At 63.2% G+C, this 23,623-nt stretch carries 17 protein-coding genes; 10 read left to right on the top strand and 7 right to left on the bottom strand.

The genetic code is table 11. The annotated features are described in order from the left end of the window. Window positions 1-454: Bug family tripartite tricarboxylate transporter substrate binding protein (locus WKW82_RS29110; RefSeq protein WP_340346166.1), on the top strand; the 454-nt coding region annotated here is incomplete at its 5' end. A 119-nt stretch (window positions 455-573) separates the two neighbouring features. Here the strand turns inward: WKW82_RS29110 and WKW82_RS29115 are convergent. Next, the gene (locus WKW82_RS29115) at window positions 574-1,785 is read right to left on the bottom strand and encodes an ABC transporter substrate-binding protein (RefSeq protein ID WP_340346167.1); all 1,212 of its coding nucleotides are present in this window, start codon (window positions 1,783-1,785) and stop codon (window positions 574-576) included. A 207-nt stretch (window positions 1,786-1,992) separates the two neighbouring features. On the opposite strand from WKW82_RS29115, the gene WKW82_RS29120 reads away from it, so the two are divergent. After that, a complete protein-coding gene (locus WKW82_RS29120; RefSeq protein ID WP_340346168.1) occupies window positions 1,993-2,379 on the top strand; it encodes a DUF2255 family protein in 387 nt (128 codons plus the stop codon). On the opposite strand, the gene WKW82_RS29125 is transcribed toward WKW82_RS29120, so the two are convergent. After that, the gene (locus tag WKW82_RS29125) at window positions 2,367-3,146 is read right to left on the bottom strand and encodes an SDR family NAD(P)-dependent oxidoreductase (protein ID WP_340346169.1); all 780 of its coding nucleotides are present in this window, start codon (window positions 3,144-3,146) and stop codon (window positions 2,367-2,369) included. The genes WKW82_RS29120 and WKW82_RS29125 overlap by 13 nt on opposite strands. A 247-nt stretch (window positions 3,147-3,393) precedes the next feature. On the opposite strand from WKW82_RS29125, the gene WKW82_RS29130 reads away from it, so the two are divergent. The 4 genes from WKW82_RS29130 (at window position 3,394) to WKW82_RS29145 (ending at window position 12,066) form a co-directional block, all read left to right on the top strand. Next, entirely contained in the window at window positions 3,394-5,142 is a 1,749-nt protein-coding gene (locus tag WKW82_RS29130) for a carboxylesterase/lipase family protein (RefSeq protein ID WP_340346171.1), read from the top strand. A gap of 202 nt (window positions 5,143-5,344) precedes the next feature. Further along, window positions 5,345-6,613 carry an IS21 family transposase gene (gene istA / locus WKW82_RS29135; RefSeq protein WP_340346173.1) on the top strand — a complete coding sequence of 423 codons (1,269 nt, stop codon included), beginning with the start codon at window positions 5,345-5,347 and terminating at the stop codon, window positions 6,611-6,613. Next, window positions 6,613-7,431, top strand: a complete 819-nt coding sequence (gene istB, locus WKW82_RS29140; RefSeq protein WP_340346174.1) for an IS21-like element helper ATPase IstB — start codon at window positions 6,613-6,615, stop codon at window positions 7,429-7,431. The genes istA and istB overlap by 1 nt, the downstream gene beginning before the upstream one ends. Before the next feature lie 681 nt (window positions 7,432-8,112). Continuing rightward, entirely contained in the window at window positions 8,113-12,066 is a 3,954-nt protein-coding gene (locus WKW82_RS29145) for a DUF4365 domain-containing protein (RefSeq protein WP_340346175.1), read from the top strand. A 66-nt stretch (window positions 12,067-12,132) separates the two neighbouring features. On the opposite strand, the gene WKW82_RS29150 is transcribed toward WKW82_RS29145, so the two are convergent. The 5 genes from WKW82_RS29150 to WKW82_RS29170 all read right to left on the bottom strand — a co-directional run bounded on the left by WKW82_RS29150 (window position 12,133) and on the right by WKW82_RS29170 (window position 18,935). Continuing rightward, window positions 12,133-13,887, bottom strand: coding sequence for a hypothetical protein (locus WKW82_RS29150; RefSeq protein WP_340346176.1), 1,755 nt, complete (start codon window positions 13,885-13,887; stop codon window positions 12,133-12,135). Further along, window positions 13,797-14,987 carry a hypothetical protein gene (locus WKW82_RS29155; RefSeq protein WP_340346177.1) on the bottom strand — a complete coding sequence of 397 codons (1,191 nt, stop codon included), beginning with the start codon at window positions 14,985-14,987 and terminating at the stop codon, window positions 13,797-13,799. Before WKW82_RS29155 ends, WKW82_RS29150 begins: the two co-directional genes overlap by 91 nt. A gap of 57 nt (window positions 14,988-15,044) precedes the next feature. Beyond that, complete coding sequence (locus WKW82_RS29160; RefSeq protein WP_340346178.1) at window positions 15,045-16,478, bottom strand: NACHT domain-containing protein; 1,434 nt, start codon at window positions 16,476-16,478, stop codon at window positions 15,045-15,047. A gap of 136 nt (window positions 16,479-16,614) precedes the next feature. Beyond that, entirely contained in the window at window positions 16,615-17,628 is a 1,014-nt protein-coding gene (locus WKW82_RS29165) for a Bug family tripartite tricarboxylate transporter substrate binding protein (protein WP_340346180.1), read from the bottom strand. Between the two features lie 5 nt (window positions 17,629-17,633). After that, window positions 17,634-18,935 (bottom strand): Bug family tripartite tricarboxylate transporter substrate binding protein, encoded by a 1,302-nt coding sequence (locus tag WKW82_RS29170; RefSeq protein ID WP_340346181.1) that lies wholly within the window; start codon window positions 18,933-18,935, stop codon window positions 17,634-17,636. 102 nt (window positions 18,936-19,037) lie between these two features. Here WKW82_RS29170 and WKW82_RS29175 point away from each other — a divergent pair, with 102 nt between their 5' ends. From WKW82_RS29175 to WKW82_RS29190, 4 genes are all read left to right on the top strand, one after another. Next, window positions 19,038-20,858 carry an NAD(P)-dependent oxidoreductase gene (locus tag WKW82_RS29175; RefSeq protein WP_340346182.1) on the top strand — a complete coding sequence of 607 codons (1,821 nt, stop codon included), beginning with the start codon at window positions 19,038-19,040 and terminating at the stop codon, window positions 20,856-20,858. Between the two features lie 21 nt (window positions 20,859-20,879). Further along, window positions 20,880-21,566, top strand: a complete 687-nt coding sequence (locus WKW82_RS29180; protein ID WP_340346183.1) for a 2,3-bisphosphoglycerate-dependent phosphoglycerate mutase — start codon at window positions 20,880-20,882, stop codon at window positions 21,564-21,566. Between the two features lie 35 nt (window positions 21,567-21,601). Continuing rightward, on the top strand, window positions 21,602-22,351 hold the full coding sequence (locus tag WKW82_RS29185; protein ID WP_340346184.1) for an alpha/beta fold hydrolase: 750 nt from the start codon (window positions 21,602-21,604) through the stop codon (window positions 22,349-22,351). A 75-nt stretch (window positions 22,352-22,426) separates the two neighbouring features. Next, on the top strand, window positions 22,427-23,614 hold the full coding sequence (locus WKW82_RS29190; protein ID WP_340346186.1) for an ABC transporter substrate-binding protein: 1,188 nt from the start codon (window positions 22,427-22,429) through the stop codon (window positions 23,612-23,614). Window positions 23,615-23,623: the final 9 nt, after the last annotated feature.

The raw sequence follows: 23,623 nt of genomic DNA on the forward strand, positions 1-23,623 counted from the left end.
GACCGGCACCAGCATGCAGCACGTGGTCTACAAGGAGACCTCGCAGCTCTATACCGCGGTCGCCACCGGCGAGTTGCCGGTCACGCTGGGCACGGCCGGCACGACCGGGCCCATGTACAAGGCCGGCAAGGTTCGCTTCCTGGCTTCGGGTTCGCCCCAGCGCCTGGTCGCCTATCCCGACGTGCCGACCGTGGCCGAGGCCGGCGGCCCCAAGGACTACGAAGTCAGCGGCTGGAATGTCATCGCCACACCGAAGGGCCTGCCGCCGGCCGTCAGGGACAAGATCCGCCAGGACATCGCCGAAGCCGTGGCCAGCACCGACGTGCAGGATCGCTATGCGACCTTGGGCTATGTCTCGCTGTCGCTGGATCGCCCCAAGATCGAAGCGTTCATCCAGGCCGAGTCCAAGCGCTATGAAGCCATCATCAAGCGCGCCAAGATCGAAATGCAATGACGAAAGTAGCGTAGGCAGATCGTTGGCGGCACGGTCCGAGACGCCGGCATGCCGTCATCGGTTCCCGATCCGACCGCCATGAGGTGCGCCACGCAATAGGGGAGTTCGCGCGTACCGCACTAGCTCTTCGATACAAGCGGACAGGTGCTCGCCGACAGAGGCTGGAAGGCCTCGTCGCCCGCGATGGTGCGCTTGATCCTGATGATGTCCCACTCGCTCTTCGACTCGGCCGGAGACTTGACTTGGGCCAGGTACATGTCGTGCACCATGCGGCCATCAGCCCGGATCTTTCCGTTGCTGGCGAAGAAGTCCTTTACCGGCGTCTGGCGCATCTGCTTGACGACGGCATCCGCCGCATCGGTCTTCTGATTGTCGATGGCCTTGAGGTAGTGCATCGTCGCGGAATAGGCGCCGGCCTGGATCATCGTCGGCATCGCCTTGTGGACCTCGAAGAATCGCTTCGAGAAGTCGCGCGTCTCCTGGTTCATGTCCCAGTAGAAGCCCGTGGTGAAGAGCATGCCCTGCGCCGCCTTCAGGCCGAGCCCTTTGACATCGGTGTCGAACACCAGCAGGGTCGCCAGCGTCTGGTTCTTCGTGATGGCGAACTCGGCAGCCTGCCGCACGGCGTTCTGCGTGTCCTTGCCGGCGTTCGCAAGGCCCACGACCTTGGCCTTGGAGGCCTGCGCCTGCAGCAGGAACGACGCGAAGTCCGACGCGTTGAGAGGATGCTTCGACGTGCCCAGCACCTTGCCGCCCATGGCCTGGACCACATTGGTCGTGTCCTTCTCCAGAGAATGGCCGAACGCATAGTCCGCCGTGATGAAGTACCAGGACGTACCACCCTCCTCCATCACGGCGCGTGCCGTCCCGGTGGCCAGCGCGAAGGTGTCGTAGACCCAGTGAATGCCGTAGGGAGAGCATTCCTTGTTGGTCAGCGCCGTGGACGCGGAGCCGGCGAAGATGATCGGCTTCTTCTTGTCCGCGGCGATCTTCTGCATCGCGATGGCGGCCGCCGAATCCGTCGACTCGATGACGAGGTCGACCTTGTCCACGTCGAACCATTCGCGGGCCTTCGATGCGGCGATGTCCACCTTGTTCTGGTAGTCGGCGCTGACCACTTCGATCGGCTTGCCTTGCACCTTGCCGCCAAAGTCCTTGACCGCGAGCTCGACCGCGCGCACGGCCCCACGCCCTCCGTTGGCAGAGTACACGCCGCTCATGTCAACGATGACGCCGATCTTCACGACGTCGTCAGAGATCTGTGCGGCGGCGGGGCCGCAGGCTGCTGCGATGGCGGTCGCGAGCGCTGTGAGTCGAAGTCCGAGCTTCATGGTCTTGTCCTTGATTTGATGGTGTCCGATGGCTGTCTCGACGACAGATCGGCAATATGCGTGCCACTCGAGACTCGAGCGCGCGCAGCGTTCGCATTGGTGAAGCTGGCTCATGGGTTCATCCCGAATACGACACCCATCGGCGAGCCGGGAGGACCCATACTGGTTCGCAACATCGCGATGGAGCAAGCCGTGCCTCAATGGACCTTGAATGAACTTCAAGCGCTGTCGGTCGCCGACGATCTGCGCATCTCACCTTTTCGCGAGGACGGCGCCACCTACGGCACGCCGACATGGATCTGGTCCGTGGTGTTGGGTGATGCGTTGTACGTGCGCGCCTACCATGGCCAGGCCTCGCGCTGGCACCATGCAGCGATGCAGCAGAAGGCCGGGCGTATCAGCGCAGCAGGCATGACGCGCTCAGTGCGGTTCGACCCTGTCGATGGCACCGTCCTCGATGCGATCGACAACGCTTATCGCGCCAAGTACGCCGGCAGCCGCTACCTGGAGTCGATGATCGGCGCGCGAGCGCGATGGGCCACCGTGCAGATCACCCCCAGCGAAGAGCGAGACGTCGGAGGTCAGCTCTTGTAGATGGTGGCGCCACCATCCACTGCCAGCTCTGCGCCAGTGACGAAGGACGACGCATCGCTGGCCAGGAACAGGGCCGCGGTCGCGACCTCGTCAGGTCTTCCGAGGCGCTTGAACAGTTGCCGGTCGAGCGACGACTTCTTCTCCGCTTCCGTACGACCTTGCTGGCGGTAGCCGATGCGCACGGTGTCGACCGGGCCGGGCGAGAGGATGTTGACACGCACGCCCTGGGCCGCGTGGTCTACAGCCATCACGCGACCCAGTTGAAGCAGCGCGGCTTTGGTCGAGGCATACGACACTCGACCCGGCGAGGCGACATGGGCATTCATCGACGAGACGTGGATCACCGATCCCCCACCAGCCTCGATCATTGAGGGCAGGACGGCGCGCGACATCAGGAACGAACCGGTCAGGTTGACGCGGTGCACCCTCTCCCACTCCGCCAGGTCGATCTCGAGGATGCTGCCACTGCGGTCGAGTGCTGCGATGCTGTTGACCAGCACCGTCGGCCTGCCCAGCTCCGCCACCACGCGCTGCACGGCCGCCACCGTCTGTTCCTCCGAGCTGACGTCGCAGGTGAGGGCAATCGCACGGCCACCCTCGGCCTCGATGGCGGCCGCCGTCGCATTGACGCGCTCTGTGTCGAGGTCGACGCAGGCGACGCTGGCCCCGACGTTCGCGAAGAGCTTGCAGATCGCTGCTCCGATGCCTCCGCTCCCGCCCGTGACCACCGCGACGCGATTGTCCAGGCGGAAAATCTTCTCGTCCATCTGCGCTCCTTCAGCGTTTGAGTCTTGCATTCCAGTTCTGTTGCGCATCGAGGATGCAAGGGCAGTGCCACGGTTGTCGTCCCTCAGAAAGTCACTGCCGCGGTGTATCGACGTCGTTGCCGAGGACACGTGTCTTCGTCAAACACAGCACACGCCTTTCGACGGGCGCAAATCGAGTGGCACGGAACCTGCCCTTTTCGCCTCCTCGCGCCAACGGGCCGAGGCAATCCATAAGAACGGCGACAACATGATTTCTTCAAGAGGCACCCTAGTTCCGCGCGAACCGATCCACAAGACGAGGCTTGTCCGCAGCGCATCGACAGTCGCGTTGCTGGCGCTGACGGCCCTCAGCAGCAGCCTCGCTGCCGCTGCAAGCCCTGGCCAAGACAGCGCTGCCGCTCCCGTCGTCACGACCGCGGACGGCGCCGTGCGCGGCGTGACGGAAAACGGGGTCAACGTCTATCGCGGGATTCCGTACGCCGCGCCCCCGGTCGGCGACCTGAGGTGGATGCCGCCGCAACCTGCGCAGCCTTGGCGCGGTGTGCGCGAGGCATCGAGGCCGACGGCCAGTTGTGCGCAAGTCACCACGCTCGGTCCGTTCGCGGGCCCGGCGAGCATCCAGGAGGATTGCCTCTACCTCAACGTCTACTCGACCGGCAAAAGCGTGGGCAAAGGCCCGAAGCCCGTCATCGTGTGGATCCATGGCGGAGGAAACTTCACCGGTGCCGCGAAGGACTATGACGCGACCCGACTGGCCACCGGCGGCCCGGATGGCGTCGACACGATCGTCGTCACCTTCAACTACCGCCTGGGCCTGCTGGGCACCTTCTCGCATCCCGCGCTCAATGCCGAGGGCCACCCCTGGGGCAACTACCAGACGCTCGATCAGCAGGCCGTCTTGCGCTGGGTTCAGCGCAACATCGCGCGCTTTGGCGGGGATCCCTCCAAGGTGGCGCTCGGTGGCCAATCGGCGGGTGCCTATGACGTGGGTGCCAACGTGATCTCTCCCGCGGCCAAGGGCCTGTTCAACCGCGCGATCCTGCAGAGCTCGCCGGCCTTCTTCGCCTGGACTACGACGGCCGCCGCTGCGCTGACGGCTGGCACCGGATTCGCCGCAGCGGCCGGATGCACGGGCACGGATGCCGAGACGGCGAAGTGCCTTCGCAGGCTGCCGGCTGCGCGCATCCTCCAGTTGCAAGGCACGCCGAATGCCGGTGGCCCCTACGTGGTCGGCCGCCCGTTTGTCGACGGAACGATCGTGCCCATGCAACCCGAGGAGGCATGGACGTCCGGGAACTTCAACCGCATGCCTGTCATGGGCGGCTCCGTGCGGGACGAAGTGACCTTCTTCACGGGGATCAACGAGTACTTCTCGGGACCGCCCCTCGCACCGATCTCCGTCGCGCAATACCCGGCGTTGATCGCGCCCGGCGCGTTCTGCATCTTTTGCAATGCGGCTCGCAAGATGCCCGAGGGCATCGCGGAGAAGTATCCGTTGTCGGATCACGGCGTTGACCCGATGACCGCCTACCAGCGCATCAGCACCGACGGGGCCAAGTGCACCGAGCTTCACGTCCTGCAACGGTTGTCATCGCAAGTCCCGACGTATGCCTACGACTTCGCCTATCGCAACGCGCCCTTCTACATGCCGAAGATGCCCGGCTACAAGCCGGGCGCGTCACACACGATCGACATCCAGTTCCTGTTCGCCGGCTTCCATGGCGGCGAACTGGGCGTCAACCTGGATCAGGAGTCCGGCATGCCGCGCGGTCTCAATGCCGACGAAATGAAGCTGTCCGACCAGCTGATCGCGGCCTGGACGCATTTCGCGGACACGGGCAATCCCAATGGGAGCGGCGACGCGCCCTGGCCGCGCTTCGCGGGCGGCAGCGACGCGCGCTACTTGATCCAGGACATTCCGTTGTCGACAAAGACGGTGTCGGAATTCCGTAGCGGCTACAAGTGTGATTTCTTTGATCCGCAGTTGAAGTACTGAGCTTGGGGCATGCAACGACAAGGCGGAGCTAGGACCGACACAACAAGGGGGCGCCGCGACCGGATACCAGCCTGTGAGGCGACACGACAAACTGACCCCCTGACGACATGAGGAATTGCCCCCCTCATGCCAGGAGGCCAAGATGGAAGTCGACGTGTTCGAGCAAGCTCCACGATCCGAACGGATCGATTGGAGACAGGCGATGCAGGCACCGGAGGATGTGGAGGCGATGCTCAAGCTGGCGTCGCTCGGATGGGGTGCCAAGCGCATTGCCAGTGAGCTGGGTTGCAGTCGCAATACGGTGCGGCGCTACCTTCGCCAAGGTGGCTGGCAGCCTTACGAGTCTCCCGAGCGTCCTGGCCGGCTGGACGCACATGCCGAGTGGCTCGCCGCCCAGTTCCGCCAGCACCGAGGCAACTGCGATGTCGTGCGTCAGGAACTGGCTCGGGTCCATGGCGTCGAGGTCAGCCTGCGCACCGTCGAACGCTCGGTGGCGCATCTGCGGCGAGAAGTCCTGGCGCAGAGCGTGGCGACTGTGCGTTACGAGACGCCCCCAGGCCATCAATTGCAGATCGACTTCGGCACGGTGCGCGTGCCCGTGGCCGACGAGCCCCTGAAGATCCATTTGTTCGTTGCAACGCTGGGCTATTCGCGGCGCACCTTCGTCGCGATGTTCCTGCACGAGCGCCAGTCGGCGTGGCTGCAGGGACTGGAAGGGGCCTTCCGGCACTTCGGAGGCACGACGCAGGAAGTGCTCGTGGACAACGCCCGGGCGCTGGTCAACGAGCACGATGTGAAGACCCGAGAGGTGCGCTTCAACGACCGCTTCCACGCCTTCTGCCGGTATTGGAAGGTGACCCCGCGGGCCTGCGCACCTTATCGGGCCCAGACCAAGGGGAAGGACGAACGCGGAGTCGGCTACGTCAAGCGCAATGCCATTGCCGGCCATCGCTTCACGTCGACTGAACACCTGGAGGCTCACCTTGCGCGCTGGATGCGGGAGGTGGCCGATGTGCGCGTGCACGGCACAACCGCAGAGCCACCGGTACAGCGCTTCGAACGCGATGAGCGGCACACGCTCATGCCGATCGCGGCAAGGGCCCCGTTCCTGCAGGTGCGCGAACTGACGCGGCGCGTGCACAGCGACGCCTGCATCGAACTCGACACCAACCGCTACAGCGTGCCGTGGAAGTTCATCGGCGAGAGCGTGACTGTCGTCGTGGCCGAGCGCCAGGTGCACGTCCACTACGCTGGCCAGGAGATCGCATGCCACGCGCAGAACACTGATCGACGCATGACCGTGATCGATCGCGCGCACCTGGTCGGTATCGTTGGCTCGAACCTGGTGGGCGTCAGCTGGCTTGGCAGGCCATCGGTGGATCACTCGCTCCCACCAATCCAGACACCGGTGCCGGCCGAGTTGTTGAGACCCCTTGCCGAGTACGAGAGTGCGCTGGGAGGGCGCTGGTAATGGCCGCCGCCAAGAAGGCCAAGGCGCCAGCGCTGGAGGTGTCTGGTGACCTGGAGCCCATGCTCACGCGATTGAAGTTGACGGCCATCCGCGATCAGCTTGATACGCTGCTGGACCAGGCAGGCCGCGCGGAATTGAACCTGCGCGAGGCGCTGTCCATGCTGTGCGCGGCGGAAGTCGCGCGCAAGGACGAGCGACGAATCCAGATGGGCATGTCGATCGCCAAGTTCCCATGCGTGCGCACCTTGGAAGGCTTCGAATACGAGGCGCAGCCGTCGGTCGACCCCAAGCAGATCCGGGAGCTTGCAACCTCGCGCTGGATCGGCAATGGCGATAGCCTGCTGTTGCTCGGACCACCGGGCGTGGGCAAGACGCATTTGGCCGTGGCACTCGGGCGTGAGGCCATCGTGCGCGGTTACTCCACTCTGTTTGTGCCAGCCACGGCGCTGGTCACTCAACTCGCGCGTGCGCACGTCGACGGCAGGCTCGAAGAGAAACTCGTGCACTTCACCAAACCCAAGTTGCTGGTGGTTGATGAGCTGGGGTACCTGCCGTTCGAGGCGAACGCGGCACACCTGTTCTTCCAGCTGGTCAGCCGGCGCTACGAGCGCGGCTCAATGCTGGTGACCAGCAACCGCTCAGTCGCCGAGTGGGGAACGGTGTTTGGCGACGCGGTGGTGGCCACCGCCATCCTCGATCGCCTGCTGCACCACAGCCACGTGATCACCATACGCGGCGACAGCTACCGGCTCAGATCGAAGCGCCGCGCTGGCCTGGTTAACCAGGCCAGCGCGAAAGACGCACTCACGACAGATTGATCAACAACCCCGGGGGTCAGTTCTTCATGTCGCCAGGGGGGCAGTTCCTGATGTCGCTTGACAAGCCGGCCAGAACCGCACTTTCATTTTGGATGCCGGAAGTGGCCGCTCTACGCCGGTTGTGCACTGGCCGTAAGTCGAGATCTCGCCCTTCATCGCCGCCTCTATTCCGTGGGTCTATCCTATGTTGGCCAGATGAGTCGCGATCTTCGGAAGTCTTTGCACATGCACTTCTTGCAAGACTGGTGTGACGGTTGAGCGTCTAACAGCGAATGCCTTGTTGAGTGGGTCTAGTCGGCATGGTGCCTCACGGGGCTGATATGACGAAGGCAGGGCGCATCACATCACGCTCCTAATCATGAACGGTCCACTGGATCTCTCGGCGACGTGCCGTTCTGGCTACAGGCTTGTTGCCTTCCGCGGTGGCCCACCTGCCTTTCTCAATGGATGGGGAGGCAATTGCTACGCATGCGGGTCAATGAGTGGAAGGTGCCTGCGCTGCAAACGCCTACCGTCATGCTGAGGCGTACCAGGTTTCAATTCTTCAAACCGAGCATTCGAGCACTGGCACCGGGGCCCGTCGGGCAGCGCCGAAAGGGTCCGTCGGCGTGCTCTAGTAGAGTGATGCTACGCGTCTCAGAACCAAGCGCAACGCAAGAACATTAGTGACGGAGAGAGCCAATGCCAGACCTGGGACTACCGAAAACGAGCGACGCCCAGGACATCGGTGCGAACGCCGTGAAGTGCATGCACGTGAACCTGCCAACCAACTGGCGGCCACCTCAAAGCATGGAAGGCACAGACGACTTCGGATTCGACTTTCACGTTCAGTTTGTCGAAGACCACCAGGCCAAAGAAGTCTTCCGCGTTCAGCTCAAGGGGACCACCGATCCGAAGAAGAACGCCAGCGGGGAATACATTTCAATTGAGCTGTCCGCCTCGACGCTTCGCTACTACGCGGGTGTCGCCGAACCGATCTTGCTCGTTCTTTGCGACTTGAGCGTCGATTCAAACCCGAAACGCTGCCCTGCGTACTACGTATGGCTGCGCGAGGAGCTGTTGCGCGTCGGCATTCAGGCCATCCCGCCGGATCAGAAGGGTGTGACGTTGCGCGTGCCCACCAGCAACAAGCTCGACGACGACGCGGACTTGCGCGAAGACGTCCGCAGAGCCAATGCACTCGCGGAAGTGGGCCACGCGCTCGATGTCGGAATCGCGAAGATCGGCCCTAACCTAAATGACAGCAAGCGGCTTGCTCTCGCCCAAGGCGTTGGCGGCGCGGTGGAAGGCCGCAGCCTTGCCTTTGTTGAAGCGCTCGCAGCGCCTCCTAAGGGATTCTGGATCGAGCCACCGCGAGGCACCATTGACTGGCACCTTTGGTCGGCCCGAAAACGTCTCGACTCGGGGCAGCTCACCAAAGCACGGACGGAGCTCGACGCGGCCGCTTCGATGTTGAGTGACGCTGCGGCGCTCGCGGTCGCCGAATATTGGTTGCTACGCGGCAGGCTCGCGACTGCCGAGGACGACAGCTCCACAGCTACCTCCGCCTTCAAGACAGCCGCCGAGACACACAGCGATCCGCGTTTCTTGTCCGCATGGGCGGAAAGCGAACTGCGTCGGCGCTACCACCCCGACAAGGACGACGACTACTCTGACGTTGTCGCCACACTTCCTGGCGACGATCCCTCCATCCTTTCCGTCAAGGCCAGACTGCTTGCGGCGAGCGGCAAATACGACGACGCCATGCGCGTCGTCGAATCCTTCGACGGTCCAGATAGCCTCGCCGCTCGGGCCGTGATCGAGACGATGTTCTCGAAGATTGAGAACGCCTTGGCTGCCTGCGAGAGCGGTTTGGCAAGGAGTGATGCTCCGGACTCGACGCGTCACTTGTTTCAAATCCTGAAAGCCCGAGCGCGCTTCAATCTCGCATTGCAGGGCACCCCGGTGCCGAACGGCGATCTAGTTTCGCCTGCGGGGCCCAAGGGCATCGATGCTTCTCTGTTGCGCGAAGCATGGACCGACATCCAAGTGGCCGTGGAGATCATGGACGAGTCGAATTGGTCGAGCAACGCAGATTTTGTCGTGGACATCTGGATCGCAGCGGCGGCGATGCTGGGCATACAGAGAGAAATTCTTCCCGCGCTGGTGACAGCCGCCGCCAAAAGGCCGCATACGGAGTCGGTCCAAAGTGCCTGCGCCTCGCTTGCCGCGCAGTGCGGCGAGTTTGAGACTGCGTTGGCGGCGAACTCCAGGTTGCCAGACGGAAGCACCAAGTTCCTGCGGGAGATCGCGTTCTTGCACGAGAAGCGGGCGCACACCGAATGCGTCTTCGCGATGGAGCTCCGCGAGAAGGATTTCGACCCCAAGCATCAACTCTTCGCAGACGCGATAGCGTGCGCAGCGCTTTCCGCCGCTATTTTGGTTCGATCGGAACTGGTTGATCATTGGTCCTCGCTGCTCGATCAACTCGGGCTCGAAGCGGAGCGGGCTGCGCTCGACTACCGGATCGCCGAGTTGACCAAGCCCTTCGATCGGGGAGTAGCGCTTAAGAAGCTCGAAGGCAAGGATCAGGAGTTGGCGCACCCGCTGCCGACGACGATCAGGCTTCTGGAGGCCTACGACCCGCACACGTCAACAGACGAGGCGCAGCGGCTACTTGACGTTGCTCGCCGCCTGCTGGAGAAGAACCGGCTTTTTCCTGCGCTCGCGCTACGCATTGCCTCACCCATGATGGTTTTGAATGATTGGAATGGGCTCGTCGCGCTTGGAGCCGAGGCGGAACGCGAGTTTGGATCGAATTCGCGTATTGACGCGCTCAAGGCATTCGCCCTAGATCACCTCGGCGAAGCCGAAGCGGCTAAACAAATTCTCGAACGGCTTCTGGACGATGGAACAGCCGATACCTTCGCCCTGAACACCTACGTCAACATTGTCGTTAGGTGGGGACAGGACGACAAAGCCATAACTGCTGTCGAGAAGCTGCTCGCCCGTTCGACTGATCAGAGGCAACAGCTCGAATGCTTCCAGCTCCTCTTCAAGCTGGTACAGAAGAGGGACTCCAGTAGCCCTCGGTTGGTCGATCTCGCCCAGCGGGTGGGGCAACTGGCGAATCAGCAGAACGAGATCGAAGAAGGCGTGTTCCTGTCCATGATGATGCTGGCGACGGCATCTGGAACGGCCAAACTCTCTAGCGAGCATTCAGAGGCCATATCCTCCCGGATGCAGGCTTTTTTCAAACGGTTTCCCGAGTCACGCGTGTTCAAAAGTGTCGAGGTTCCGCACGACGTCGACGGCGACGAACTTCTCACGGGGCTCAAGCGGGCCCTGGGAATCACTGAGGACAGGGAGCGATTCTTGTCACGCGCGGAGCGCCTGCTTCAGCAAGGACTCCTTCCGCTTCCGTACTCCTGGCGGCCGACTCACTTGCTGTCGAACGTGCATGACCTTGTCTACCTTTGGGAGCTAACGAAGAAGTCTGGCATCGATGACCGCAAGTATCATCTATCGATGGCGGGCGCCGATTGGGTGGCTAAGCCAGTCGAGGAGGTTCGAAAGCGAACACCCCTCATCGACCTCGTCACGTTCCTGCTACTGCGCGATCTAGGTCTTCTCGACAAGGTTTTCGAGTTCTTCGGGAAAGTGGCTGTCGCGCAAAGCACGATCGAGTTGCTAGAGGAATTGACTCAGCCGCTTGGGGGAAGTCTTTTTCCTTTAGTGGCTACTTCGCTGCAGTCCGACCTGCGCGCGCGTAGCGCCCTGTTGCTCCAGCCCAGGGCCGAGTTTCAAGTCGCCAACCCGCCATTCTCACGAGACTCACATGAAACCAAGGCGCTGGCGGCGGACGCGCGATACCAGCTGTATTCGGATGACGCCAGCTTTCGCACGTGGTGCCTCGAAGGCCGAGAAGCCGGAATCTGCACGCTCGATGTTCTGTACAGCCTGACGGCCGCGAAGCTCATCACGGGAGAGGATGCCGCGCGCAAGGTCGCCCAACTATGCCGGTGGCGTGTCGGCCTGCAGGTCACGCTCAACGATCAGCTCGCTTTGCTCCCGGCGGAGCTCGGGACCGCCTCGAACATCGAAGAAGGAGTCGGCGTGCTCCACGCGGCACAGGACTTCATGGCCGTGGCGAACGCGATCTGGGACTTTCGTCTGGACCTCAATCGCACCATGCGACACGTGAGCGAAGTTGCGCGCGAACTGGTCGCTAGCGCGCAGATTCCCGAAATAGTGATTGGCTCCTTTGTCGGTGTCTGGTATGTAAAAGCCAAGCTGCGCAAAGATGCCCCGCACCCCGCAAGGAACATGCTGCCGAAACTCCTCTTGCTAACCGCAAATATTCGACCCATGCAAGTTTTGGAGGCCGCGCGATTGTGGATGGTCTTCATCGACCTATTCGCATTTGAGGTCGGCGACTCCTTTACTGAAAGCAGCGTTGGGGCTCTGGTTCGCCAAGTCGCGGAAGAGGCCGCGGATTCAGATGCACTCTTGAATCGACAAGGGATTCGGGGCACGCTCTTGCACGACCGGCTCCGAATTGGGCTTGCTCAAAGCCCCGCTTCGACAGAATTTGATCGCTCCTACGCGACACGAAGGCGCTTGAACGCGGCTGCCGGCACTACGGGTCGTCCTTGAGCGTCTTGATCTCATGAGACCCTGATCGCCACGCCCCCCCGAGCGTTGCCATACGCACGTTGAGCTTCAGGCCGAAGACCTTGTCTTGCCCAAACGTTTCGAGGCCTTCTTGACACCCGACTCATTCGGCAACCGAGGCGTCAGGTCCAAGACGCGCGCCATGACCCGTGCGTCGCCACCGAGCCTCTGTTGCGCGAGCTGCGCGGCCTCCGTCAGCATCTCTTGAAGCTGGTGCTGGTCCATTGACTCGCCGGTGTCTGGATGGTCCCACCGCTTGTCCGGGTTCGCCACTGTAACCAACAGGCAGCCCGTCCTCGCGTTACGGGCGGCCATGTACTTCCAGACCAACTGCGTCTCAATGGTGTCTCTCAGCTGCCTGCCCGACCTCGGCTTCTCACCGACCTTGAGCTCGATCGATGCCTGATAGCGTGAAAGCGCGCGAAACCTGATGTCAGTCTCCTTTCCATCGACGGTGACTGCTTCCTGGTCCACGGTGTACGCACCCTTGGACATTAGGTCGAGTTCGTGAGCAATTGCAGGACGAAGCGTGATTTCATCGGACACCTTGGCCCAAGCAGCTTTGGGGCTCGCATCAATTCCCATTAGGTCCTGCAGGTCGTCCAGCCTGTCACTGAGCAGATGCGCCATGTCGGTGCTCGTCATCGGCGCGAGTTCGCCGCCTTGGAAAAGCCTCGCGAGCTCGTCCATGGAGATCACGCTGGCGTCGGTCTCTTCCGCCAAGCGTTCATGTGCCAAGGCCGCAATGCGATCCTTGGCGTGGGCGAATAGCGGATCTGCGGACAGCGCCAGTTTCGCTTGATAAGCCTGCGCGCCCACCGCTTGGATCAGAGCATCGAACACCAGACGTCGACCGCTCTCCGCGTTGTCTCGGGGGCCCGGAGAATACGAGCCCTCGTGTCTTTCATCGGACTCCGGCACGACATGTCGATAGATCTCCTGGTTCAGGCGCAGCAGTGTCTCCGGCGCGAGCGTCGTGCTCCAGCTCGCGCCACCTTCGGCGCGTCGCTCGCTGAACAGGCAGCCGACCGCCTTGACGGCGGCACCTTTGCGCTCGACCGGTAGTCCCTTCAGCCCACGCAAAAGTAGCTCGGCACCACGCAGTGGATTGAGCAGCATCAACACGGGCAACCAGAGGAACAGGAACGGCCCCTGCCCTGCCGAGATGGCCTCGCGCGTGGCGAGTTCCATCAGACACCATTTCGATGAAGGACTGCCATGGGCAAGCAGCGTGCGCACGACTTGGTCAAGCTTCGCTTCGGTCACGGCGTTATGACGGGCGCGCATCAGCGTCCTGCCAGGGCCTCTGAGCCACACGACCAGACGGCGTTCCAGTACCCGGGCGATTTCGAAGCGGCCATATCGCAGGCTCTGCAAAAGCATCGAGTGCCAGCCGCCATCACCGCCCTTGGCATTGAGCTCGCTTTCAATTTCACCGCCAAGCACGCGCTCGACGACCTGAGGGTGGGCAACCGCTAGAGCTGCGAGCCAATCTGGCAAGCCGTTCAGTTCCACAAGCGCGTACCGGACTGCAAGCTCAGCCTCACTTGCCGTGACTGAGCGCGTCCACCGCGGATCCTCTGCTTCGGCGTACAGCCCCATCAAGCCGAACGTCCACACCACCAGGTAGGTGTTCTTCTCTTTGCGCTCGGACGGCAGCGTGGGCCGCATGTCCCGCCAGTACGCCATGAGGCTTCGGCGCACCGCATCCGTCACCGGTCCGCCAAAAGACCGCTCAAGGAATTCACGGTCCCAGCGTACGTTTTCGTTGCCGCGCGACCGCTTGCTGAGGACTGTTGACAAATTCCAGATGGTGCGTCTGACGCGACCGGGCGCCAAAGCCAGCGCAGGTCGTTCTGCAAGCTCCTTCCAGAAGGCAGCCCATTTAGCCCGGTAGCCGGCTTGCTTGAGGACGTCGCGCTCAGACCGCTTGCGCTCTTGCGCTCTTGCTCCCGCGCTTCCAGAATCTCGCGCGTCGGCACACTCGGGTTGACCAGTTCATCCAACTCTGACAAGAGCGCAGGCGAGTCATTCACCGCGACTCGCGCTAGATCGATCTCAGCCGGAACGTCCCTTCGCATCAAGTAGGTTGTCATTCGCAGCAGCAGGGACCGGCGCGCCTGGTCCATCGTGACATCGGCCAAGTCACGTAGCAGCCATGCTCCATCCTTCTCGATGCTGTAGCGCAGTGGCCCCCGGGAAATCAGGCGACCGAACAGCGCCTGCGTTGATCGCCGCGGCTCCAGACGGGCGACGCACACGAAGTCAGCGTAGAAGACGGCTCGACGCTCATCCGCCGGCAATTGGTCAATCAATTCTCCAAGCTTGTGTTTGCGCTCATTGTCCAGTGATGAGTACTCAGCCGCCCTGTAGCCAAGTACCGCAGCTTCGATTAGCTCGGGCGCCCGACTCCCCTCCTGAAGAAGGCGAACGCTCAGGCCCCGCAGGATGTAGGAGGCTTGTAGGCGCCCTTTTTGGTCGTTGAGGCTGTCCAGTTCCTTGTCCACGACTACTAGGCTGTGGGTCAGCGCGAGCAGCCCGGGAAGCAAGCGCTCCAATCGGTCTCGGTTGACTGATACGCGTTCGATCATGGCGGCCATGCCGCTTGGGAAGAAGTCGTCCCGGACAGCGGCGCTCGGCGCGGCAGTCAGCAGTCGAACAAGCTGGTCTTCCGTGACGTTGTTCGGGTAGAAATTCTGAGCGACCCACCTCACAATGCGCCGGCCCCAGCCCGCCTGGGATGAGGCCAGCGCTTCGATCAGTTCATCGATGCGGTAGTCGTCCAACTCGACCAGCGCGTTCAAGGCCTCGAAACGCTCGCGGTCTTCGCAGGCCTTGTTCTCGGCGACTGCCATCGCCAGATCGGCACACTGCTTGTATCGACCGACCGCAATCAGTTGCAAGAGGATCTGGCGGACTTCCGGGTTCTCGATACCCGCCGACCAAGCGTCGAGTACAACCTAATGCAGCGGCTTGCGAGCCAGCCGTTCCAGCTGAAGGGCCGGCATCTCCAGGCCACGCCATTGCCCGGCGCCGTGAAGTTGCACGTACGCTCGGAGCGCCTGAGCGCACTGATCGTCACTTAGCGCCTCGGGGTCGCCATACAACAGCAGCGTGCTGGGTTCGACCTTCAACACCGTGTCGAAGATCTCTGGACGCATCTTCGCAAGCCAACCGGCCACTGGCCTCATGGATGGCTTCGGCAGTAGTGCTTCTGTATCGGAGAGGCTGAACAGCATTCGCTTGGCCGCAGACACGGCAAGCGCCCCAGAACTGACCAAGTGATCGATTTCGGTAGCGGCCAAGTACTCGAGCACCGACCTGTGATGAAAGCGAACCCGGCCGTAGCCACCTTCCACGAAGATCGGCCGCTGCAGCAGCGTATCCATCTCGCTGGGCGTAAAGTCTGAAAGTAGGTCGTCCGGCACGAGGGGAGCGTCGCCCGAGCCTTCAACATCTGCGCCGGCGCTGCATCGGATCGTGAGGCGACGACCGAGCATGGCGGCGAGCGCCAGGCGCTGGACGCCGATTCGCGCCTTGTTCAAGGTCAGCTCTGCCGGCTCCTTGCGCTTGGGGCGCGCGCGCAGCCTCGCCTTGATGTGACTCTTCAGCTGATCACAGTGCGAGCGAATCTTGCCGAAGTCCCGCCAGCTATCGCACAGTTCGATCAGATCCTGCGGGCGGCGCGCGAAGTCTTCTGCGTGTCGGGCGCGGATTTCAGCCAGCAAATGATCAGGGTTGGTGACGCCTTGGCCTCGAGCAAACTCAACGATCTCCTCATCAGAAAACGACAGAAGCGTCACTTCCCGGAACGGGGGTGACCGACGCTTGTCTTCGTCGGTCGGCCCCTGCAGCGCCATGCGGACGAATGACTCTCCGTGCCGTTCTTCGATCGCAGTCTGGGGCACCGGCAGCACGTCCGCAAATGCCCGTCGGTCAATGTCGACGGGGCGCGAGGTCACAACGACCGTTGCTCGACCCAGTGCGCCTTCCATATCCTCGTGCACGCGCTTGAGCGCATTGCGAAAATCCCCATGCGTGAGTTGCAGCTCGTCTATTGAGTCAAAGAAGAAGTAGCCGACCTGTGACGAAGACGCCCGCCACTCGTCGAACCGCTTCTTCAACCCCTCACCGAACAGCGACGACCGGATGCCGTTGGCGGCCACCGCCTCCAGCCGCAGGAAGAAAGCCGCCTCACCACGCTGGAAGAGGTCCTCAGCCTGCGCATCGCACTCATGCGTCTTACCTGCTCCGGCTTCAGCGACCAGCAGCACGCGCTGGGACTCCAGTAGGGTGGACCATCCGATGGTCTTGCCGAGGTAAACGTTGCCACGGCTGTCGATGGATGCTTCTGATGACGCGTCGCTGGCGTTTACGCCAAATTTACGTTCCATCGCCTCAGTTTAAGCATGATCCCCGCTACTCGTTAGGTGGGTCGACCTCTTCAGGGCCCATGCGGTTGGCCTCCGGCTGGGGCCAGCGGGCTCGTTCGCGAGACCATGTCGCAGCGACGATCAGCCAGTTCAACGCCTAGTCCATCACGATGCCCTTGTCCTTCAACAGCTTCCCCCAACGCTGGTACTCGGAACTCACGAACTTTGGAAAGGCCTCGGGGTTGGCCATCGGGCTCGTGTCGACAGCACTCTTGCGAAACTGCGCCTGCACATCGGTGCGGGCGAGCACCTTGAGCATCGCAGCATTCAGCTGGTCGATCACGCTCTTCGGCGTCTTCGCGGGAACGAAGATGCCTTGCCAGCTCACCATGACGAAGCCCGGTATGTCCTCGACGGCGGCCCGCACGTCGGGCAGCACGTCCAGCCGCTTTTCCGAGCTGACGGCGATGATGGTCAGCGTCCCCTCCTGGTGAAACGGAATGAAGGATGCAACATCCGAGGTGCAACCATCGATGTGCCCGGCTATCGTGTCGACGATCGACGGCGCGGTGCCCTTGTAGGGGACGTGCAGGATGTTGGCGCCGGTCGCCTGGATCAGGGCCTCGATCATCAGGTGCAGCTGACCGCCAGTGCCTGACCCCGAAGCGATGCTGATTTGGCGGCGTTTCGACAGCGCGACCAGATCGTTGAGGTTCTTGACGCCCAACTTCGGGTTGACGGCGAAGGACAGGGGCGTGGTCCCCACACGGATCACCGGGACGAAGTCGGTCAGCGGATCGAAGGGAGGCTTCCTCATGGCCTGGGGCGCAACGATCAAGGGCGTCGCGGTGGTATAGAGCACCGTCGCGCCATCCGGTCGCGAGGTCGCGACGTACGCCGAGTTGGTCACGCCCCCTGCGCCCGCCTTGTTCTCGACCACCACGGAATTGCCGAGAGCTTCGGCCAAGGGCTGCGCGACGATGCGGGCGTAGGTGTCGAGGCCACCACCTGCGGGTGCACCGACCATCAAGCGCACGACCCGCGCGGGATACGCTTGCGCCGAGGCAAGAGCAGGCAACAGCAAGCCGCCTCCGAGCGCAAGCAGGTCTCGGCGCGAGAGTCCAGGCGCGTGCGACGCACCGCTTTCGGTTTGAATGAACTTGGCAGGCATGTCCGCTACTCCGTCGTCACGATGTGCGTTTCACGAATGAGCTTCCCCCATCGCGCATAGTCGTCCGCCACGAACTTCTGAAACGCTTCGGGGGACGCCAGGGTATTGGGCGAGACCGACGTCGCCTTGAGCTGGGCACGGACATCCTCGCGGGCCATGATCTGCACGATGGCGGCATTGACCTTGTCGATCACGGCGCGCGGCGTCTTTGCGGGTGCCATCACGCCGTACCAGCTCATGGCGACAAAGCCAGGAATGTCCTCGCCTACCGTGGGCACGTCGGGCAGGAACTCCGCGCGCTTGGGGCTCGTGACGGCCACCGGCACGAGTCGCTTTTCCTTGAACATCGGCACGAGTGGGGGAAAGTCGGCGACGAGGCCATCGACATGGCCCGCCACCGCATCAGCCAGCGCGGGCCCACCACCCTTGTAAGGCACATGGATGATGTTGTTCTTCGACGCGAGGTTAAGCGATTCGATCACCAGGTGCGTGAGGCCGCCGGCACCTGCCGATGCGAGCGTGATCTTCTTCGTCTGCGAAAGCTTCAGCAGATCCTTGACGTTGTTCACGCCGAGCGCCGGGCGAACCGCGAGCAGCAGCGGAGTCTCGCCAACCAGGTTGATCGGCACGAAGTCAGTCAGCACGTTGTACGGTGCCTTCGGCATCGCCTGAGGCGATGCGGTCATCGAACTGGCCGGCGCGAAAAGCAGCGTATAGCCATCGGGCGCCGATCGGGCCACGAAGTCGCTGCCGATTGTCCCGCTCGCGCCCGCCTTGTTGTCGACGATGACGGTGGTGTTGAGGGCCTCACCCAATCGAGGCGCGATGGCGCGGGCGGTGTAGTCGACCCCGCCTCCAGGCGAGTAGGCGACGACCAGGCGAATCGGCTTCGAGGGATAGTCCTCCGCGTGGCCTGGGCCTGCCCAACAGAGCGCGGAGGCGACCGCCGCGAACAGCGCCCTTCGACGCAAGACGCTGGCGGGATCACGCGGGAAAGAGAGGCAGGGGTTCATTCGGTTGTCTCGTTGTTTCTTGCACAGGGCTGTCAATGGAGCGTCCATCCGCAACGGCCATGCCAACGCCGGCGCGCGCGGCTTGAACGCGGTCCGGGTCGATGCGCCACGCTCGCGCGGCCATTCGCGCACCATCCCGTCTGCACAGTTGCGTTTCTCAGGTGACTCGATACACGTGTCCGCCGGGCAGACGTTGATGTCGTTGCCGCGGACAGTCGGCCGCTCAATGGACTGCACACGACGCAGCCTGGCATCACTCCGCCGACGCGGAACAACGCTGAGCGCCGACGCCACCCCACCGTGTGGCACCACATTTGCGTTGGCCTCGTTTGAACAGCACGCCGATTCGTCTCACGAAGGCGCTGCGGATAGAAACCTGGAGACTGGAGCATCGAAATGAAGATCGGATTCATCGGGCTGGGAGCGATGGGAAGCGCCCTTGCACACCAACTGCAGCAAGCGCACCCACTCGTCGTCTGGGACAGCAACGCCGCCGCGCTGAAGTCGTTTGCCAAGGCCGACGTCACCGCGGCCAAGAGTGCGACTGACTTGGCGCGCCAATGCGAGGTCATCTTCCTTTGCCTGCCCCGAACGTGCGACGTCCAGCAGGCCCTCTACGGCACCGATGGCCTCGCCGAAGGCCTTTCAGCCGGCAAGCTTGTGATCGACCAGACCAGCGGCATGCCGGGGGAAACGCGGGCGCTCGAAAGCGCCCTGAGCGTACGAGGCGTGGCCCTGATCGACGCGCCGGTCTCGGGGACGCCCGAGGTAGTGGCCCAAGGCAAGGCAACGGTGATGGCATCCGGCTCCGATGAGGCCTTTCAGCGAGCGCTTCCGTTGCTGCGGGCGATCAGCCCGACGGTCATTCGCTGTGGCACGCGTGTCGGCGACGCGCAGGCCATGAAGCTGGTGAACAACGCGATGAACGCGGGCAGCCGGCTCTCGACGCTCGAGGTAGTGGCCATGGGCACGAAGATGGGCCTGACGCTGGAATCGATGACCGACATCCTCAACAAGGGTTCGGGGCGCAACCACACCTCGGAGCGCATGCTGACGGCGCTGGTGCAAGGCAAGGCGTCCACCGACGTGGCGCTGCCGCTGATGCTCAAGGACCTGAACCAGGTCGCCGCGCTGGGCGTCGAATGCAATGTGCCGATGCAGATCTCCAATGTCGTTCGCGGCTTGCTGCAGATCGGCGTCAACACGCTCGGCGATACCGCACGGCTCGAAGATGTGGTCGGCCTGATCGGGTCGATGGCCGCGACGCGACTCGCTCCAGCCCCGGATACATCCTCGCCACAACAGGCGACTGGCACCGCCGCAACGCGAGAGCCGGTCGTGGGCTATGTCGGCCTGGGTGTGATGGGCGGTGCGCTCGCGCGCCGGCTGCTGCTTTCGCGCAAGCTGCACGTCTTCGACGTGCGGCCTGAGTTGGCGCGCGAACTCGAAGCGCAAGGGGCGGTGGTCGAGCCCGACCTGCCGTCACTCGCACGCGCCTGCGACGTGATCATGGTCTGCGTGCCGACCTCCTCAGTGGTGCGCAAGCTCATCTTCGACAAGGGCGGACTGGCCGAAGGACTCTCCGCAGGCAAGATCATCGTCGACCAGACCACGGGCGATCCGACCGAGGCACGCCGAATCGCCGAAGACCTCAAATCGCTGGGCGTTCCGTTGGTCGACGCACCCGTCGCCGGCGGGCCGCGCGGCGCGGACGCGGGCACGATCGCGATCTATTACGGCGGGCCCGCCGACGTCTTCGGCCCCGTGCGGGCGGTGCTCGAGTCGATCAGCCCCAACGTCGTCTATTGCGGCGAAACGGGCAACGGGCACGTCGCCAAGCTCGTCAACGCGTCGATCGCCGCGACCAATCGACTCATCACCTACGAGTGCGCTGCGCTCGGTGCCAAGTACGGGCTTGCGGTGCCGTGCATGGCCAAGGTCATCAACCAGAGCTCGGGCCGGAACGCGGGCTCGGAGCGCATCCTCCCGGTCCTGGCCACGCATGGCAAGTCGGCCAACTTCCAGTTGGAGCTGATGGTCAAGGACCTGCGCCTCGGCGCGCGCATGGCCATGGACGGTGGCGCGCCGATGGTCATTGCCGGCGTCATCCGCAACCTGTTCGAGACCGGGGTGCATCGACTCGGACGCTCGGCCAACCTGGACGACATGGCGCATCTGTTCGAGGAAATGGCGAGCTTCAAGTTCGATGCGGCCTGAGGCTGGAAGCCGTGGCCTGCGATGACGAAGATCGTCCTGCTGCGTCATGGCGAGTCCGAGTGGAACCAGGACGACCGCTTCGCGGGTTGGGTCGACGTGGCATTGACGCCCCGGGGTGTGGACCAGGCCCGGCATGCGGGCCTCTCGATGCAGGCATCGGGGCTGGACTTCGATCGCGTCTACACCAGCGTGCTGCGGCGAACGACACAGACCGCCTGGCATTGCCTTGACGCCATGGATCGCACCTGGCTGCCGGCCGAGCGCTCCTGGCAACTCAACGAGCGGCACTACGGCGCGCTGCAAGGACTGAACAAGAGCGACACCACGCAACGTTTCGGCGAGGCGCAGGTGCGGCAGTGGCGAAGGAGCTATGCCACGAGGCCACCACCCCAATCAGCCGACGCGATGCGTCTGCTGGCCGAGGATCGGCGCTACGCCGGCATCGACGTTCCGGCTTCCGAGTCTCTGGCGGACACCGTGGTCCGTGTGGCGGCCTACTGGAACGCTGTCGTGCGGCCGGCGGCGGCAAGTGGCGCTCGGGCCCTGGTGATTGCGCACGGCACCTCGTTGCGGGCCTTGATCAAGATCCTCTGCGACGTGAGCGAAGCCACCATCGTCCGCATCGAGATTCCGAACGGCGTGCCGCTGGTCATCGACCTCGATGCAGCACTCCCCAGACTCTTGCCGGCGCCCCTGCGCCCGGCATGACCATCGATTCTCCCTACTGCGTGAAGACCTGAGCCATGAACCTGTCCATCCCCACAACGCGCAACGCACGCGAGCGCCGCATCTATGTCCTCGTGCACGGCGCCTGGTTCGGCGCCTCGGTGTGGAGGCCGGTCGCCGACGCACTGCGCGCGACGGGCCAGACGGTCTACACGCCATCCCTCACGGGACTGGGGGATCGGCGGCACCTGCTGCGCCCCGGCATCAATCTCGACACGCATGCCGACGACGTCTTGAATCTCATCCTGCAGGAAGACCTCGCACAGGTGGTGCTCGTCGGATGGAGCTACGGCGGCATGGTCATCTCCGATGTCCTTGCAAGGATTCCGGAGCGGATCGCCTCGATGGTCTACCTCGATGCATTCGCACCGGAGCGCGGCAAGGCCCAGATGAACTACGCCAATCGAAATGGCAGCTACGAGGCCATGGTGCAACTTGCCGTGCAGGGCCTAGACGTACCGCCCATGTCGCTGGAAGCATTGGCCGTGGCGGATCCGGCAGTCATCGAATACGCCGCTTCTCGCGTTTCGCCCCATCCCGTCATGACCATGCTGCAGGCGTCGAAGGCGCTGCCCGAAAGGCCAGCCGGCATCCACCACACCTATGTCCTCGCAGGCGGCTATACGCACCTGTCTTCAACCTTCGTGCCCTTCCACCGGATGTTCCAGGACGACGAGCGCGCCACGGCGCTGATCCTCGACACGAGCCACGTGATGATGCTCACCGACCCGAGAGGCACCTTCGAGATCCTGGCCGACGCGGCCTGAGAAAGTCACCGGCAATCCTGCCCGCGCCCGGCGCAAACGCGCCCATTCACAAGCACAAGAACTGGAAACATGGAAATGCACAAGCGTTCGTTCGTCCGTCGTCTCACGACCATCGGTGCCTTCTCGCTCGGCCTGGCTGGGGCCGCACAGGTGCTGGCGCAAGAGACCATCCGCATCGGCTGGCTGTCATCCCTGACCGGGCCACTCTCGACCGGTGCCATCGCGGAAAACAAGGGTGTCGAGTTCGCCGTCGATCAGCTCAACAAGGCAGGCGGCATCAGCGGCCGCAAGCTCGAACTTCTCACGCGTGACACGGCAGGCGACCCCACCAAGGCCGTGAACTTCGCCAACCAGCTGGTCTTCCAGGACAAGGTCCACTTCATTCTCGGCCCGGTGAACTCCGGAGAAGCCTTGCCGACCGTGCCGATCGTCGCCCGCGCCGGCGTGCCCAACCTTCTCATCACCGCACTCGAGTCGCAGACGGATCCGGTCAAGTATCCGCGCGCGTTCCGGACCATCTTCGTCAACGAACAATGGCTTCGTGCGAGCCACAACTATGCGATCAACGTGCTGAAGGCGAAGAAGATCGCGATCATCGGCGACACCTCGGGCTACGGCACCGCCACCGTCAAGCAGTCCACCGAGATGCTGGCGGCCATCGGCATCACCCCCGTCTATACCGTGCTGGTCGACTCCAACCGCACCAGCCTTACCGACGAGATGGCGAAGGCGAAGGCTGCCGGTGCCGAGATCGTGATGCCCTGGACAGCCTCGACCGGCCTGCTGGCACGCATCCTCAACGCGCGCGGCGACATGCAATGGGATGTTCCGGTTCTTGGGCATGTCGGCATCATGTCGACGGCCATGAAGGCCTTGCTGAACAAGCCGGAGTACTGGGAGAAGGCCTACGCGGTCGGCCTGAAGAACATGACCTACGGCGCCGATGGCAAGCTGCCTGAGAGCACACGCCAGCTCATGGAAGCGATACGGCCCACGCTGGGCGGCGGGACCATCGACTTCTCCTTTGGCTGGATCGCGACGGGCTACGACCTGGTCAAGGTGATCGAGCATGCGGTCAAGACGGCCGGTTCGACCGACCCCGCCGCGATCCAGAAGGCGCTGGAGGGCACGCGCGACTTCAAGGGCTACTACGCGACCTACACCTGGGGACCGAGCATCCGCAACGGCTTCCAGGACAGCGACCTCGTGGTCAACGTCGCCAACAGCTTCAAGGACGGGAGCTACCAGCGCGCGCCGCAATAGCCGGGCGCT

The organism is Variovorax rhizosphaerae, assembly GCF_037889975.1.
GTDB lineage: Bacteria > Pseudomonadota > Gammaproteobacteria > Burkholderiales > Burkholderiaceae_C > Variovorax > Variovorax rhizosphaerae.

What these genes read in the sequence shown, in the direction of transcription:
- WKW82_RS29115 (WP_340346167.1), bottom strand. Translation starts at nt 1,785, where the DNA reads ATGAAGCTCGGACTTCGACTCACAGCGCTCGCGACCGCCATCGCAGCA.
- WKW82_RS29125 (WP_340346169.1), bottom strand. Translation starts at nt 3,146, where the DNA reads ATGGACGAGAAGATTTTCCGCCTGGACAATCGCGTCGCGGTGGTCACG.
- WKW82_RS29130 (WP_340346171.1), top strand. Translation starts at nt 3,394, where the DNA reads ATGATTTCTTCAAGAGGCACCCTAGTTCCGCGCGAACCGATCCACAAG.
- istA (WP_340346173.1), top strand. Translation starts at nt 5,345, where the DNA reads ATGCAGGCACCGGAGGATGTGGAGGCGATGCTCAAGCTGGCGTCGCTC.
- istB (WP_340346174.1), top strand. Translation starts at nt 6,613, where the DNA reads ATGGCCGCCGCCAAGAAGGCCAAGGCGCCAGCGCTGGAGGTGTCTGGT.
- WKW82_RS29145 (WP_340346175.1), top strand. Translation starts at nt 8,113, where the DNA reads ATGCCAGACCTGGGACTACCGAAAACGAGCGACGCCCAGGACATCGGT.
- WKW82_RS29160 (WP_340346178.1), bottom strand. Translation starts at nt 16,478, where the DNA reads ATGGAACGTAAATTTGGCGTAAACGCCAGCGACGCGTCATCAGAAGCA.
- WKW82_RS29165 (WP_340346180.1), bottom strand. Translation starts at nt 17,628, where the DNA reads ATGCCTGCCAAGTTCATTCAAACCGAAAGCGGTGCGTCGCACGCGCCT.
- WKW82_RS29175 (WP_340346182.1), top strand. Translation starts at nt 19,038, where the DNA reads ATGAAGATCGGATTCATCGGGCTGGGAGCGATGGGAAGCGCCCTTGCA.
- WKW82_RS29180 (WP_340346183.1), top strand. Translation starts at nt 20,880, where the DNA reads ATGACGAAGATCGTCCTGCTGCGTCATGGCGAGTCCGAGTGGAACCAG.
- WKW82_RS29185 (WP_340346184.1), top strand. Translation starts at nt 21,602, where the DNA reads ATGAACCTGTCCATCCCCACAACGCGCAACGCACGCGAGCGCCGCATC.
- WKW82_RS29190 (WP_340346186.1), top strand. Translation starts at nt 22,427, where the DNA reads ATGCACAAGCGTTCGTTCGTCCGTCGTCTCACGACCATCGGTGCCTTC.